The organism is uncultured Kocuria sp., from assembly GCF_947500125.1.
Taxonomy (GTDB): domain Bacteria; phylum Actinomycetota; class Actinomycetes; order Actinomycetales; family Micrococcaceae; genus Kocuria.
In genome coordinates, this window is the sequence record NZ_CANMRA010000022.1 from 42,706 (window position 1) to 57,245 (window position 14,540).

A 14,540-nucleotide genomic window follows, 5' to 3' on the forward strand; every position below is an offset into this window, starting at 1 on the left:
ATGGCCCTGTGACCGACCAGACAGAGATCCTGAGCGCCCTCGAGGACGCGCGGGCGCTGCTCGCGGCGTCGAGCCTCCCGCTGTCCACGAGCGACGTGCTGCGCGAGCGCGAGGACATCGACCGCGCCGTGGCCCAGCTCGACGACTACGTCCTGCCCCGGGTGCGCTCCCTCGACGCGCCGTTGCTCGCGGTGGTCGGCGGGTCCACGGGCGCCGGCAAGTCGACCCTGGTCAACGCGCTCGTGGGGCACCCCGTGACCCGTTCCGGCGCCATCCGCCCGACCACCCGGCAGCCCATCCTGATCCACCACCCGCGCGACGCCGAGGCGTTCTCGACCCAGCGGGTGCTCCCGCACCTGAGCCGGATCCACGCGCAGAAGGTCACCCCCGCGGGCTCGACCGCCGCGGACACCGCCTCCCCGTCCGCGCTGCCCGGCACCGCGGACGGCCAGGCGCTCGTGCTGCTGGCCGAGCCGCGCATCCCCGAGGGCGTCGCCCTGCTCGACGCCCCGGACGTCGACTCGATCTCCGACGAGAACCGCCGGCTCGCGGGCCAGCTGCTCGCCGCCGCCGACCTGTGGCTGTTCGTGACCACCGCGAACCGCTACGCCGACGCCGTCCCGTGGCGGCTGCTCGTCGAGGCCGCCCAGCGGGACATCACGGTGGCCGTGGTCCTCGACCGGGTGCCGCACGGGCTCGAGGCCGAGATCGAGGAGGACCTCCGGCGGATGCTCGCGGAGCAGGGCCTGGGGGACGCCCCGGTCTTCACGGTCCCGGAGTCGCCCCTCAACGAGACGGGCATGCTCCCGCCCCACGTCGTCGCCCCCGTCGCGGACTTCCTCGCCGAGCTGGGGCACAACGCGGCCTCCCGCTCGGAGATCGCCCGCCGGACCCTCGGCGGCGCGGTGCGCTCCATCGCCGAGCGCACCGGCGCGGCCGGCACCGCGGTGCTCTCCCAGCAGCGCGTCGAGGCGCGGCTGCGCAACGACGTGGCCCGCGCCTTCGACGAGGCGCTGGCCGCCGTCATCGAGTCGACCCGCGACGGGACCCTGCTGCGCGGAGAGGTCCTCGCCCGCTGGCAGGACTTCGTGGGCACCGGCGAGTTCTTCCGCAACCTCGAGGCCGGGATCGGCCGGATGCGGGACCGGATCACCGCCTTCTTCAGCGGGAGGCCGGCGCCCGAGGTCGAGGTCGAGGAGGCCATCGAGACCGGGCTGCAGACCGTGATCGTCGAGGAGGCCGCGCGCGCCTCCGAGACCGTCGAGCGCCGTTGGCAGGACGAGCCCGCGGGCCGTGTGCTGCTCGGCGGGTCGGATCTCGGCTCCCTGCCCGCCGACTTCCGCGAGCGCACGGCCGAGCAGGTGCGCGCCTGGCAGGGCGACCTCATGGCGCTGATCCAGCGCGAGGGGGCGGACAAGCGGACCAAGGCGCGGGCCATGTCCCTGGGCGTCAACGCGCTGACCGTGGTCCTCATGATCGGTGTGTTCTCCATGACGGGCGGGCTCACCGGTCTGGAGGTCGGCATCGCCGGCGGCTCCGGTGTGGTGGGCACCAAGCTGCTCGAGGCGGTCTTCGGGGAGGACGCCGTGCGGCGGATGGCCGAGGACGCCCGCCAGAACCTCGAGTCCCGGATTTCCACGCTCATGGACCAGCAGGCGTCCGTGTTCCTGCGGCGCCTCGACGTCCTGGACGGGCACCCGGAGGCCGACGAGCTCGCCGCCGTGGCAGAGCGCATCCGCACCGCCGGCCGGACGCTGGGGGAGAGCCGGTGAGCCCCGCCCGGCAGGCGGCCCCGACCCTCTCCGAGCGGCTCACGGCGCTCGCGCGCGCCACGGAGCTGGCCTCCGGACGACTCGACGAGGAGGCCGTGGGGGCCTCCCGGACGGTCCTGGACCTCGCCGCCGAACGGCGCTCCCTGTCGGCCGACCACACCGTGGTGGGCTTCTTCGGGGCGACCGGGTCCGGGAAGTCCACCCTGTTCAACGCGGTCGTGGGACGGGACATCGCCCGGGCCGCAGCCCGCCGCCCCACCACCTCGGAACCGCTGGCCGCCGTCTGGGGGGAGCCGGGCAGCGAGGCCCTGCTCGACTGGCTCGACGTCTCCCAGCGCCACCACGTCGACACGCCCCTGCCCACGGCGCACGGGGACTCCGGCCGGTGGACGCGCGTCAAGGAGCGGTTCACGGGCGGGCCCGCGGCGGAGGGGCCCGGCGGGCTGATCCTCCTCGACCTGCCGGACTTCGACTCCGTGAGCCTGCACCACCGCACCATCGTCCAGCGCCTGGTCGGCATGGTGGACGTCGTGGTGTGGGTCGTGGACCCGCAGAAGTACGCCGACGCGGTCATCCACCAGGACTTCATCGCCCCGCTGGCCCGCCACGGGGCCGTGACCATGGTGGTGATGAACCAGGTGGACCGGCTGCCGCCCGCGGAGGTCCCCGCCGTGATGGCCTCCCTGGAGGAGCTCGTGGCCCGGGACGGGCTGCCCAGCACGGGACTGTCGAAGCCGGTGGCCGTCTCCGCGGTGACCGGGGAGGGCGTCGAGGCCCTGCGCGCCCGGATCCGCCAGGTGGCCGACTCCAAGGCCGCCGCCGGCGCCCGGCTCGACGCCGACGTCGACGACGCCGCCGCGCGCCTGGCCGAGGCCTCCGGGGAGGGGGCGCCGGCCGGGATCACCGAGGCGGCGCAGGAGCGGCTCACCGACGGCCTGGCCCAGGCCGCCAACGTGCCCGGCATCGCCCGGGCCGCCGGGAGGTCCTACGCCCTGCACGCCGCGGGCCACACCGGGTGGATCGCGACCCGCTGGCTGCTGAAGTTCCGCAAGGACCCGATGCGGCGGCTGAACCTGGACCGGGGCGGGACCGTGAACCCGGAGGTCAACCGCACGTCCCTGCCGCCCATGGGCGCCGCCCAGCGGGCGGCGGCCGACTCCGCGGTGCGCACGTTCGCCCACGACGCCGCGGACGGGGCCGCCGAGCCGTGGACCCGGTCGGTCCGCCAGGCCGCCCGCACCCACGAGCAGAGGCTGCCGGACGCAATCGACCAGGCTGTCGCCCGCACGGACTTCCGGGCCGGGCGGATCTCCTGGTGGTGGATCGTCCTCGACGTCGTCCAGTGGCTCGCGATGCTCGCGGTGGTGGCGGGCCTGGTGTGGCTCCTGGGCCTGTTCCTGCTCGAGTGGTTCCAGATCCCCGTCCCGCCGCCCCCGTACGTCGAGGGCTTCCCGCTGCCCGTGCCCACGCTGCTCGTCCTCGCCGGGGTGGTGCTCGGGATCTTCACGGCCCTGACCGGCCGGATCCTCGCGGGCTTCGGCGCCCGGATGCGGGAGCGATCGGTGCGGCGCCGGCTGCGCGCGTCGGTGGCCGAGGCGGGCCGGCGCACCGTCGTCGACCCCGTGCGGGCCGAGCTGGCCGCCTTCGCCGCCTTCCGGGAGGCCCTGGCCGTCCTGCGCCGCTGAGCCCCGGGCGCGGCCGCCGACCGCGACCCGCCCCGCGGATCACCGGGACGGCGCCCGCCCCGCGGGCACGCCGCTCTCAGCGGCCGCCGGGCGGAGCGCCAGGATCCATCCGCCCGCGGCGCCGACGGCGAGCAGGACGGCCGCGTAGCCGATGGCGGGCGCGCCCGTCCACGCCAGGGCGTCGCCGTGTCTCAGCAGGGCGACGCCCTGCAGGAGCGCGAAGACGAGGGCGCTCAGTCCGAGCGGGCGGACGGTGCGCACGTCGCCGCCCGCCAGGGCGTACGCGGCCGCCCAGCCGAGACCGACCAGCCAGGCCCCGACCGCCCGCGCCGTCAGCGCGGTCAGGGGCCACGGCCACAGCGCGGCGCTCTGCGCGGGCAGGACCAGGAGCGCGACACCGGTCAGCAGCAGGACGGCGGCGATCCCCGCCAGCAGCAGCCGCAGACCGGGCGGCAGCGGCGCCCGGGCCTCCGCCACGGACGCGGCGGCCGGCAGCCTGGACCGCGTCTGGACCCGGCCGATGACGAGCATCGCGACGGGCACGGCGGCGTAGATGGCCAACCACGCCCAGGTGGCGAACCGGGCGAGGAACGGGTGGTCCGGGGACAGGTGGAAGCGCTCGAGGTGGAGCAGGGTCACGCCGAGGGTCAGTGCCGTGAAGACGAACACCGGCCAGACGGCCAGCTTCGCCCGGTCCCAGGCGGCGGAGCGGGCGCCCGCCACCTCGAGGACCGCGCTCGACCAGTACGCCGCGCCCAGGAAGACCGCGGTCATGGGCGGGTCGACCGTCCAGGCGAACCAGTCCGCCGTGCGCAGCGGGAACACGAACAGCAGCAGCCCCGCGAGGAACACCAGGAACGCGGCGACGAGGAGCAGCCTCCGCATCGCCGGGAGCAGCGGCGCGGCGTCAGCCCGGGAGGGCATCGCCGGCCGCCTGCTCGGGGGCAGCCTCGGGGCCGGCCGGCGGGTGCTCGGCCAGGTAGCCGTGCAGGAGCGCGATCACGGTGGCGCCGTCCCCGACGGCGGTCGCCACCCTCTTGATCGAGCCGGCCCGGACGTCGCCGATCGCGAAGACGCCCGGCATGGTCGTCTCCAGGAGCAGCGGCGGCACGGCCGGTTCCCTGGACACGGCGTCCCCGTCCGCCCGGGTGCCGCCCGTGCGCAGGAAGCCGGCGCTGTCGCGCTCCACCGCCCCGGGCAGCCACGCCGTCCGCGGCGCCGAGCCGATCAGCACGAACAGCGCCGCCGCCTCGAGCTCCTCGGTGGACCCGCCCTCGGCGCCCCCGGTGGCGGCGACCTCGACGGCGGCGAGGCACCCGTCCAGCTCGCGGGCGCCCACGACCGCGGTGCCGTAGCGGATGCTCACGTTCCGGGTCGCCTCGAGCTGGGCGATCAGGTAGTCCGACATGCTGGCCGCCAGCGAGGGTCCCCGCACCAGCAGCGTGACGTGCTTCGCGTAGCGCGCGACGTGCAGGGCCGCCTGCCCGGCCGAGTTGCCGCCGCCCACCACGCAGGCGCGCTGACCGGCCAGCGACGGCGCCTCGGAGACCGCGGCGCCGTAGAAGACGCCCCGGCCCACCAGCTCCTCGAGCTGCGGCACGCCGAGGCGGCGGTAGTCCACGCCGGTGGCCACCACGACCGTGCGGCCCCGCACGACCCCGCCGTCGGACGTCGTCACCGTGCGCACGGACCCGTCGACCCCGAGGCTCTCCGCCTGCCGCATGAACAGGAACTCGGTCCCGAAGACCCAGGCCTGCTGGAAGGACCGGAAGGCCAGGTGGGCACCGCTCACGCCGCGGGAGAAGCCGGGGTAGTTGCGGATCAGCGAACTGGTGCCGGCCTGGCCGCCCACGGCCTGCTTCTCCACCACCATCGTGGAGAGGCCCTCGGACGAGGCGTACACCGCCGCCGCGAGGCCGGCGGGGCCGGCCCCGACGATGACGACGTCGAAGACCGTGTCCGACGGGAGCGGTCGGCTCAGCCCGAACGCCTCGACGATCTCCGGGTCGCTGGGGTTCTCGAGGACGGTCGGCGGCGAGGTGAACTCCAGCACCAGGACCGGCAGCTCGGGGTCGTGCAGGCCCAGCCCCGCCAGCATCCGCTGCCCCGCCGGGGAGTCTGCCGCATCGAAGCCCACCGGGATGTGGTTGCGCACGAGGGTGTCGCGCAGCGAGCGGGCCCGGTCGTCGCGCTGCTCCCCGATCATCCGGACGGCCACGAACCCGGCGCCCTGGGCCAGGTGCCAGTCGTCGAGAGCGTCGGTGATCGCGCCGTGGAACTCCTCGTCGCGGGGTCGTTCGGGACGCAGGACGAGCAGGTCGGCGTGGCCCTGGGCGAGCGCCCTGAACACGGCGGGACCGCTGGCGAAGTCGCCCCAGATGACCGCGACGGCGCGTTTGGCGGCGGGGTGGTCGGCGTAGGCGCGCCGCAGGAGATCCAGGCCGCCGCGGTCGGCCGGACCGTAGCACCCGACGATGAGAGCCACCGTGCGGCCCCAGTGCCGCAGCCCCTGGAGCACCGCCCGGGCGTGGGCGTGGGAGCCGCAGACCACGACCTCGTAGTCGGCGCCGTAGCGTCGGCGCAGCTCGTCCCCCAGGATCTCCCGGGAGATCGGGTCGTCGGTCGCGATCAGCAGGACCGGGACCGAGCCCTCCATGGCCACCACCTCCTGGTGGATCATCGGCCGGATGGCGCTCACGGTACTCGCGCGGGTATCCGGGGACAAGGGGGTCTTCCCCGGGCCGAGGGGCACGGAGCGCGCCGGGAGGGCGCTCACGTCCTCCGCCGTCGTCCGCGCCCGCAGGACCGGTCCCTCCCGGGGCTGCGGCCCCGGGCACCGTCCCGGCCCCCGGGCACGGCGGGTCCCACCGCGCGGCCGCCGTGCCCGGCTGGGCGGCGGCCGCCGGAGGCCGGCTACGGGGCGGTGGCCCGGACGGCCTCCGTGAGCTGGCGCGCGGCCTGCACCACGACCTCGGCGTGCAGCCGCCCCGGCTGCCGGGTGAGCCGTTCGATCGGCCCGGAGATCGACACCGCGGCGATCACCCGGCCCGAGGGCCCGCGCACCGGCGCCGAGACGGAGGCGATGCCCGGTTCCCGCTCGCCCAGCGACTGTGCCCAGCCTCGGCGGCGCACCCCCGCCAGCACCGTCGCGGAGAAGCGTGCGTGGCGCAGGCCCTCGAGGAGCCGGTCGTGGTCCTCCCACGCGACGAGCACCTGCGCGGCGGAGCCCGCCTTCATCGACAGCTGCGTGCCCACGGGGATCGTGTCCCGCAGCCCGATCGGCCGCTCGGCCGAGGCCACGCACACGCGCCAGTCGCCCTGGCGGCGGAAGATCTGCGCGGACTCCCCGGTGGCGTCGCGCAGGTTCACCAGCACGGGGCCGGCGGCGGCGATGAGACGGTCCTCGCCGGCCGCGGAGGCCAGTTCCACGAGCCGGGAGCCGAGCACGAACCGGCCCTGGATGTCCCGGCCCACGAACCGGTGGTGGGCCAGCGCCACGGCCAGCCGGTGCACGGTGGGGCGGGCGAGCCCCGTGGCGCTCACCAGCTGGGCGAGCGTCGCCGGCCCGGCCTCGAGGGCGTCGAGGATCATCGCGGCCTTGTCGACCACCCCCACCCCGCTGGGCGCGGTGGCCGCGGCCAGCGCCAGGGCCTCTCCGGTGCCCTGCCCGCCGAGCGGAGTGCCGAGCGGGGCGCCGGACGGGTCCATGTGTCCAGATGTGTCCATGCACTGATACTGCCGTCTCAGAATGTGAGAAGCAAGCCGGAAAGCTGGCCCGGCGCGAGCCGTGCGCCGACCATGGAGGAAACACGTTGCACAGGCAGCACGGAAGGATCCGCCATGCCGGACTACCAGTCCTCGACCCCCACCACGACCTCCGCCGCGACGTCGGCCACCGCCTCCGGAGCCGCGGGCGGACGCACCCTCGCCGAGAAGGTGTGGGCGGACCACCTCGTGCGCAAGGGCGAGGACGGCCGGCCGGATCTGCTCTACATCGACCTCCACCTGCTCCACGAGGTCACCTCGCCGCAGGCCTTCGAAGGCCTGCGGCTGGCGGGCCGCCCGCTGCGCCGTCCCGATCTGACGATCGCCACGGAGGACCACAACACGCCCACGCAGGACATCTTCTCCCGCATCGCCGACGACACGTCCCGCAAGCAGATCGAGACCCTGCGGGCCAACTGCGCCGAGTTCGGCGTGCGCCTGCACCCGCTCGGGGACGCCGAGCAGGGCATCGTGCACGTGGTGGGCCCCCAGCTGGGCCTCACCCAGCCGGGGATGACCGTGGTCTGCGGCGACTCCCACACCTCCACCCACGGGGCGTTCGGCGCCCTGGCCTTCGGCATCGGCACCTCCGAGGTCGAGCACGTGATGGCCACCCAGACGCTGCCGCTGGCCCCCTTCCGGACCATGGCCATCACCGTCGAGGGCACGCTGCGCCCGGGGGTGTCCGCCAAGGACATCATCCTGGCCGTGATCGCGAAGATCGGCACCGGCGGCGGACAGGGCTACGTCCTGGAGTACCGGGGCTCGGCCATCCGCGCCCTGTCCATGGAGGCCCGGATGACCATCTGCAACATGTCGATCGAGGCCGGCGCCCGCGCGGGCATGATCGCCCCCGACGACACCACGTTCGACTACGTCCGGGACCGCCCGCACGCGCCGCAGGGCGCCGACTGGGACGCGGCCGTCGAGTACTGGCGGACCCTGCGCACCGACGAGGACGCCGTCTTCGACGCCGAGGTCTTCCTCGACGCGGACGAGCTCGAGCCGTTCGTCACCTGGGGCACCAACCCCGGCCAGGGCGTCCCGCTGTCCCAGTCCGTCCCCGACCCCGAGGACATCGGGGACGAGAACGACAAGGCCAACGCCCGCCGGGCCCTGGAGTACATGGGCCTGGCCGCCGGCACCCCGATGAAAGAGATCCCGGTGGACACCGTCTTCCTGGGCTCCTGCACCAACTCCCGGATCGAGGACCTGCGGGCCGCGGCGGAGATCGTCAAGGGCCGCACCAAGGCCGAGAACGTCCGGATGATGGTGGTGCCCGGCTCCGCCAAGGTGCGGCTGCAGGCCGAGGCCGAGGGCCTGGACCGGGTGTTCAAGGAGTTCGGCGCCGACTGGCGCTTCGCGGGCTGCTCGATGTGCCTGGGCATGAACCCGGACCAGCTCGCCCCCGGCGAGCGGTGCGCCTCGACGTCGAACCGCAACTTCGAGGGCCGGCAGGGCAAGGGGGGGCGCACCCACCTCGTCTCGCCCGTGGTGGCCGCGGCCACCGCGGTGCGCGGCACGCTGTCCTCCCCGTCCGACCTCGCGTCCGCCGGCGCCTGAGCCCTCGACCCGAAGCCCAGAAAGGCCCTGCCATGGAGAAGTTCACCACCCACCGGGGAGTCGGCGTCCCGCTGCGCCAGTCCAACGTGGACACCGACCAGATCATCCCGGCCGTCTACCTCAAGCGGATCACCAAGACCGGCTTCGAGGACGCCCTGTTCGCCGCCTGGCGCAAGAACGAGGACTTCGTGCTCAACCGGGAGCCGTACCGGCACGGCTCCGTGCTGGTGGCCGGGCCCGACTTCGGCACCGGCTCCTCCCGCGAGCACGCGGTGTGGGCGCTGCGCGACTACGGCTTCAAGGCCGTGATCTCCTCCCGGTTCGCGGACATCTTCCGCGGCAACTCGGGCAAGCAGGGCCTGCTGGCCGCGCAGGTGGACCAGGCGGACGTCGAGCTGCTGTGGAAGCTGATCGAGGAGCACCCGGGCACCGAGATCGAGGTGGATCTCGAGTCGCGCACCGTGACGTGCGACACGGTCACCGTCCCGTTCACCATCGACGACTACACGCGCTGGCGCCTCATGGAGGGCCTGGACGACATCGGTCTCACCCTCCAGCGCGAGGAGGACATCGTCGCGTTCGAGGCCGGGCGCCCCGCGTTCAAGCCGACCACGCTGCCCGCCCGCACCTGACCTCGCCACGGCCTGCACGGCCCGGCGGAGCCCTCCACGGCCCCGCCGGGCCGTCGTGCTGTCCCGGACACGCACGACGTCCGCCCTTGTGCGGGGGCCCGCGCCGGGGAACCTACACTGTACGGGTGCCGCTCCCGCTCGGGGGTGGCCCGGCAACAGCAGATCGGAAGGTCATGAGCAGCGCACTGCACATCACGGGCGGGGTCCCCCTGTCCGGGCAGGTCACCGTGCGAGGTGCCAAGAACCTCGTCCCCAAGGCCATGGTGGCCGCCCTCCTGGGCTCCACGCCGTCCGTCCTGGCGAACGTGCCCGAGATCAAGGACGTCCAGGTCGTCACGAACCTGCTGGCGCTGCACGGGGTCGACGTGGGGCGCGAGGACGGCCGACTCTCCCTGGACCCCTGCAACGTCACCACGGCGCGGCACGCGGACATCGACGCCCACGCCGGGGACTCCCGGATCCCGATCCTGCTGTGCGGGCCCCTGCTGCACGCCATCGGCGAGGCGTTCATCCCCGACCTCGGCGGGTGCAAGATCGGCGACCGGCCGATCAACTACCACCTCGACGTGCTGCGCCACTTCGGCGCCCGCGTCGAGAAGCTGGAGTCCGGGATCCGGATGAGCGCGCCGCACGGCCTGCACGGCGCCAAGGTCGAGCTGCCCTACCCCTCGGTCGGCGCGACCGAGCAGGTGCTGCTCACCGCCACCCGCGCCGACGGCCACACCGAGCTGCGCGGCGCCGCCACCGAGCCCGAGATCATGGACCTCATCGCGATCCTGCAGAAGATGGGCGCCATCATCACGGTCCAGACCGACCGGGTGATCCGCATCGAGGGCGTCCCCGAGCTCACCGGCTACCGGCACCGGGCCATGCCCGACCGCATCGAGGCGGCGTCCTGGGGCTCCGCCGCCCTCGCCACCGGCGGCGACATCTTCGTGGCCGGCGCCCGGCAGTCCGACATGATGACCTTCCTCAACACCTTCCGCAAGATCGGCGGCGGCCTCGACATCACCGAGGACGGCATCCGCTTCTACCACCCCGGCGGGAACCTCAACCCGCTCATCGTCGAGACCGACGTGCACCCCGGGTTCATGACCGACTGGCAGCAGCCGCTGGTGGTCGCCCTGACCCAGGCCTCGGGCGTGTCCATCGTGCACGAGACCGTGTACGAGAACCGCTTCGGCTTCACGGCCGCGCTCAACCGGATGGGGGCCACGATCCAGCTGCACCGCGAGTGCCTGGGCTCCGTGCCGTGCCGCTTCGGGCAGCGCAACTTCGTGCACTCGGCCGTCATCTCCGGGCCGACCCCGCTGCAGGCGTCGGAGATCAACATCCCCGACCTGCGCGGCGGCTTCTCCCACCTCATCGCGGCCATGGCCGCCGAGGGCACGTCCCACGTCACGGGGGTGGAGCTCATCGAGCGCGGCTACGAGCACTTCACCCACAAGCTGGCGGGGCTCGGGGCGTCGTTCGAGCTCGACGGCGAGTGAGCCGGGCCCGCCGATGAGCCGCACCTCGAACCGCCGCCTCTTCCGCGTGCTCGCGGGCGTCGTGAAACCCGCCTACGGGCTGGTGGCGCGGCTGCGCTGGACGGGGGAGGAGCACCTGCCCGCCGCGGGAGGGTTCATCGTGGTGCCCAACCACCTCACCGAGCTCGATCCCCTGACGGTCGCCATCACGCTCTACGACAACGGGATCATGCCGCGCTTCCTGGCGAAGGAGTCGCTGTTCCGCGCCCCCGGCGTGGGGGCGGTGCTCCGGGCCACGGGCCAGGTCCCCGTGCTGCGCGGCACGGCGGACGCCGCGGCGGCGCTCACGGCCGCCCGCGCCGAACTGGCCTCCGGCGGCGCGGTGGTGATCTACCCCGAGGGGACCCTCACCCGTGACCCCGACCGGTGGCCGATGACCGGGCACACGGGGGCCGCACGCCTGGCCCTCGCCACCGGGGCCCCCGTGGTCCCGGTGGCGCACTGGGGGGACCAGGAGGTCCTCGACCACGACCGCTCCACCGGCCGGCGCACCGTCCGCCTCTTCCCCCGGAAGGACGTGCGCGTGCGGATCGGGCCGCCCGTGGACCTCGCGCCGTGGCGGGACGACGTCCCCGACCTGACCCGTCCGGTGGGCCGCGACGCGGCACGGCTCGAGGACGCCACCGACGCCGTCATGCGCGCCGTGGCCCGGGAGCTCGCGGTGCTGCGCGGGACGGACGCGCCGGCCGCCCTCTGGGACCGCCGCCGAGGAGGCCGCCCGTGACGAAGCCCGAGACCACCGCTCCGTCCCCCGGCGCGCTGCCCGCCGCCGGGCCGCGGAGGATCGCCGTCCTCGGCGCCGGGTCGTGGGGCACGACCTTCGCCAAGATCCTCGCCGACAGCGCCCGGGAGGCCGCCCACGACCGTCACGAGCCGCTCGGGCGGACCGTGGCGCTGTGGGGCCGCAGCGGCACGGCGATGGACCACACCGCGCGCACCCGCGTCAACGACCGCTACGTCCCGGGCATCCGGCTGCCCGAGCGCCTGGAGATCACCGCCGACCTCGCCGCCGCGGTGCACGGGGCGGACCTCGTGGTCCTCGCCGTGCCCGCCCAGTCCCTGCGCGCCCAGCTGGCCGCCGTGGCCGGGCACCTCGGGCGGGACGCCGTGGTGCTGTCCCTCGCCAAGGGGCTCGAGCGGGACACGGGGCTGCGGATGAGCGAGGTGGTCGCCGAGGAGCTGGGACGGGCCACCGGCCTGGGCCCCGAGCACTGGCGGGAGCGCACGTGCGTGCTCTCCGGGCCCAACCTGGCCATGGAGATCGCGGAGGAGCAGCCCACGGCCTCCGTCGTGGCGGCGCCCGCCACGGAGCTGGCCAGCTGGGTGGCCCACGCCTGCCGGACCCGCTACTTCCGGCCCTACACGAACACGGACGTGGTGGGCACCGAGATCGGCGGCGTCGTCAAGAACGTCATCGCCCTCGGCGTGGGCATCGCCGACGGCCGCCACTTCGGGGAGAACTCCAAGGCCTCCATCATCACCCGCGGTCTCGCCGAGACCACCCGGCTCGCGCTCGCCCTGGGCGGGAGGCTGGAGACCCTCTCCGGGCTCGCCGGGCTGGGGGACCTCGTGGCCACCTGCTCCTCGCCGCTGTCCCGCAACCGCACCGCGGGCCGGCTCCTCGGCCTGGGCCTGACCCCCGAGGAGGTGCAGGAGGAGATGACCCAGACGGCCGAGGGCATCAAGTCCGCCCCGGCCGTGCTCGCCCTGGCCCGCCGCCACGGCGTGGACATGCCCATCACCGAGGCCGTCGTGGCCATCCTCCGCGAGGAGATCACCATCGACGACGTGGCTCAGCTGCTGCTGGGCCGAGAGATCAAATCCGAAGGGACCGCCCCATGACCCCCCGCCCCTGCGTCGCCGTGCTGTTCGGCGGGCGCTCCAGCGAGCACTCCATCTCCCTCATCACGGCCCGTGGCGTCCTGCGCGCCATCGACCGCGAGAAGTGGGACGTGGTGACCGTCGGCATCGCCACCTCCGGCGAGTGGTTCCTCTGCCCGCAGGAGGAGCTCGAGGCCCTGCTGGACGCGAACCCGATCGCCGAGCTGCCCGTGGGCGACGAGCTCGTGAGCCTGCCGCTGAAGGTCGGGGAGAGCGAGCTCATCGTGCGCCAGGACGGTCCCTGCGGGCAGACCGTCAGCCGGGACCGGCACATCGACGTGGTCCTGCCCCTGTTGCACGGCCCGTTCGGCGAGGACGGCACCCTGCAGGGCCTGCTCGAGCTCGCCGACCTGCGCTACGTGGGCTGTGGCGTCACGGCCTCCGCGGTGGGGATGGACAAGCACTTCATGAAGCTCGCCTTCGAGGCGGCGGGCATGGAGGTGGGGCCCTACACCGTGGTGACCGACCGGCAGTGGACGACGGACCCCCACGCCGTGCGCGAGCGCATCGCCGAGCTGGGCTTTCCCGTGTTCGTCAAGCCGGCCCGCGCCGGGTCCTCCTTCGGCATCACGAAGGTGGACGGTGCCGAGGAGCTGGACGCCGCGATCGGGACCGCCCGCGAGCACGACCGCAAGCTGGTCGTCGAGGCGGGGATCGTGGGGCGGGAGATCGAGTGCGCCGTGCTCCAGGGCCGCGGCACCGGCGCCACCCGGACCTCCATGCCGGGCGAGATCGAGATCGTCGACGAGCACGCGTTCTACGACTTCGAGGCGAAGTACGTCTCGCAGGCCTCCGCGCGGCTCAGCTGCCCCGCGGACCTGCCGGAGGAGGCGATCGAGACGATCCGCCGCGGCGCCGTGATCGCCTTCGAGGCGCTGGACGGGGAAGGTCTGTGCCGGGCCGACTTCTTCTACACCCCGGACGGCCGGGTGGTCATCAACGAGATCAACACCATGCCCGGGTTCACGCCCATCTCGATGTACCCGCGGATGTGGGCGGCCTCGGGACTCGGCTACGCCGAGCTGATCGACGAGCTCCTGGGCCTCGCCCTGGAACGGCCGGTGGGGCTGCGCTGAGCCGCGGCACGGCGCGGGGGCGGCGCCTCCGCCTCACGGTGCCGGTGACGCGGTGACGACGACGTTCTTGCCGACCGCGTCCTGGGTGTAGCAGCTGATCAGGACGATCCGGTTCGGGGCGACCCGCCAGATCTCGCTGTCCTTCAGCGTGTCCTTCTCGTAGGTGGTCACCGAGTCCACCACGTAGTCGAGGGTCCCGTCCACGGTCTCGACCTCGAGCTCCTCCCCGACCAGGCCCGGATCGCTCAGCTTGTTGAAGGGCAGCTCCACCTTGTCGTAGCTGTGCCCCGCGATGTACGTGGTGTTCGTGGACCCCTCGCCGGGCATCCCGTACGGGGTGAGCCGGTAGCCGCTGTAGGTCTGCGGCGGCACGAGCGAGCCGCCCGCGAGGTCCTCGTCCGTCGGGTCGTAGGGGAGCACGTCGGTGTCGAAGCCGACCGAGTCGATGCTCAGGCGCACCGGCGACGCCGCGGCCGGCACGTGCCCCAGCAGGGTCTGGGCGAGGAACCACTGGTTCATCAGCGCCACCCACAGCACGGCGGCGCACAGCGTCACCACGGCCGCCCGGCGGGCCCCCCGGTCCTTCTCCGCGACCGGCAGCGGACGCGGAGACCCCGCCACGGTGCTGGTTGCCATC

Annotated in this window: 12 protein-coding genes; 8 read left to right on the plus strand and 4 right to left on the minus strand. The window is 74.3% G+C overall.

Features of this window, described 5'->3' with window-relative positions:
* The first annotated feature begins 8 nt into the window (after positions 1–8).
* Both Q0817_RS14110 and Q0817_RS14115 read left to right on the plus strand, forming a co-directional pair.
* Entirely contained in the window at positions 9–1,772 is a 1,764-nt protein-coding gene (locus Q0817_RS14110) for a dynamin family protein (protein WP_298589399.1), read from the plus strand.
* Positions 1,769–3,457: a GTPase gene (locus Q0817_RS14115; RefSeq protein WP_298589402.1), complete on the plus strand. Its 1,689-nt coding sequence runs from the start codon at positions 1,769–1,771 to the stop codon at positions 3,455–3,457. The genes Q0817_RS14110 and Q0817_RS14115 overlap by 4 nt, the downstream gene beginning before the upstream one ends.
* 39 nt (positions 3,458–3,496) lie before the next feature.
* Here the strand turns inward: Q0817_RS14115 and Q0817_RS14120 are convergent, their stop codons facing one another.
* The 3 genes from Q0817_RS14120 to Q0817_RS14130 all read right to left on the minus strand — a co-directional run bounded on the left by Q0817_RS14120 (position 3,497) and on the right by Q0817_RS14130 (position 7,183).
* Positions 3,497–4,381, minus strand: coding sequence for a hypothetical protein (locus tag Q0817_RS14120; RefSeq protein WP_298589405.1), 885 nt, complete (start codon positions 4,379–4,381; stop codon positions 3,497–3,499).
* The gene (locus Q0817_RS14125) at positions 4,365–6,155 is read right to left on the minus strand and encodes an FAD-dependent oxidoreductase (RefSeq protein ID WP_298589409.1); all 1,791 of its coding nucleotides are present in this window, start codon (positions 6,153–6,155) and stop codon (positions 4,365–4,367) included. The genes Q0817_RS14120 and Q0817_RS14125 overlap by 17 nt, the downstream gene beginning before the upstream one ends.
* Before the next feature lie 215 nt (positions 6,156–6,370).
* Positions 6,371–7,183 (minus strand): IclR family transcriptional regulator, encoded by an 813-nt coding sequence (locus tag Q0817_RS14130; protein WP_298589411.1) that lies wholly within the window; start codon positions 7,181–7,183, stop codon positions 6,371–6,373.
* A 114-nt stretch (positions 7,184–7,297) separates the two neighbouring features.
* On the opposite strand from Q0817_RS14130, the gene leuC reads away from it, so the two are divergent.
* From leuC to Q0817_RS14160, 6 genes are all read left to right on the plus strand, one after another.
* Positions 7,298–8,785: a 3-isopropylmalate dehydratase large subunit gene (leuC, locus tag Q0817_RS14135; RefSeq protein WP_298589414.1), complete on the plus strand. Its 1,488-nt coding sequence runs from the start codon at positions 7,298–7,300 to the stop codon at positions 8,783–8,785.
* Positions 8,786–8,817: 32 nt separating this feature from the next.
* The gene (gene leuD / locus Q0817_RS14140; RefSeq protein ID WP_298589416.1) at positions 8,818–9,417 is read left to right on the plus strand and encodes a 3-isopropylmalate dehydratase small subunit; all 600 of its coding nucleotides are present in this window, start codon (positions 8,818–8,820) and stop codon (positions 9,415–9,417) included.
* A 173-nt stretch (positions 9,418–9,590) separates the two neighbouring features.
* On the plus strand, positions 9,591–10,907 hold the full coding sequence (gene murA, locus Q0817_RS14145) for a UDP-N-acetylglucosamine 1-carboxyvinyltransferase (protein WP_298589419.1): 1,317 nt from the start codon (positions 9,591–9,593) through the stop codon (positions 10,905–10,907).
* A gap of 13 nt (positions 10,908–10,920) precedes the next feature.
* The gene (locus Q0817_RS14150) at positions 10,921–11,670 is read left to right on the plus strand and encodes a 1-acyl-sn-glycerol-3-phosphate acyltransferase (RefSeq protein ID WP_298589424.1); all 750 of its coding nucleotides are present in this window, start codon (positions 10,921–10,923) and stop codon (positions 11,668–11,670) included.
* Positions 11,667–12,788, plus strand: coding sequence for an NAD(P)H-dependent glycerol-3-phosphate dehydrogenase (locus Q0817_RS14155; RefSeq protein ID WP_298589427.1), 1,122 nt, complete (start codon positions 11,667–11,669; stop codon positions 12,786–12,788). Before Q0817_RS14150 ends, Q0817_RS14155 begins: the two co-directional genes overlap by 4 nt.
* Positions 12,785–13,903: a D-alanine--D-alanine ligase family protein gene (locus tag Q0817_RS14160; protein WP_298589430.1), complete on the plus strand. Its 1,119-nt coding sequence runs from the start codon at positions 12,785–12,787 to the stop codon at positions 13,901–13,903. Before Q0817_RS14155 ends, Q0817_RS14160 begins: the two co-directional genes overlap by 4 nt.
* Before the next feature lie 33 nt (positions 13,904–13,936).
* Here the strand turns inward: Q0817_RS14160 and Q0817_RS14165 are convergent, their stop codons facing one another.
* Positions 13,937–14,539, minus strand: coding sequence for a class F sortase (locus tag Q0817_RS14165; RefSeq protein WP_298589433.1), 603 nt, complete (start codon positions 14,537–14,539; stop codon positions 13,937–13,939).
* Between the last annotated feature and the right edge of the window lies 1 nt (position 14,540).

Bases quoted from the DNA above. Each gene is read 5' to 3' on its own strand.
- Q0817_RS14120 (WP_298589405.1), bottom strand. From the start codon at position 4,381: ATGCCCTCCCGGGCTGACGCCGCGCCGCTGCTCCCGGCGATGCGGAGG.
- Q0817_RS14130 (WP_298589411.1), bottom strand. From the start codon at position 7,183: ATGGACACATCTGGACACATGGACCCGTCCGGCGCCCCGCTCGGCACT.
- leuC (WP_298589414.1), top strand. From the start codon at position 7,298: ATGCCGGACTACCAGTCCTCGACCCCCACCACGACCTCCGCCGCGACG.
- leuD (WP_298589416.1), top strand. From the start codon at position 8,818: ATGGAGAAGTTCACCACCCACCGGGGAGTCGGCGTCCCGCTGCGCCAG.
- murA (WP_298589419.1), top strand. From the start codon at position 9,591: ATGAGCAGCGCACTGCACATCACGGGCGGGGTCCCCCTGTCCGGGCAG.
- Q0817_RS14150 (WP_298589424.1), top strand. From the start codon at position 10,921: ATGAGCCGCACCTCGAACCGCCGCCTCTTCCGCGTGCTCGCGGGCGTC.
- Q0817_RS14160 (WP_298589430.1), top strand. From the start codon at position 12,785: ATGACCCCCCGCCCCTGCGTCGCCGTGCTGTTCGGCGGGCGCTCCAGC.
- Q0817_RS14165 (WP_298589433.1), bottom strand. From the start codon at position 14,539: ATGGCAACCAGCACCGTGGCGGGGTCTCCGCGTCCGCTGCCGGTCGCG.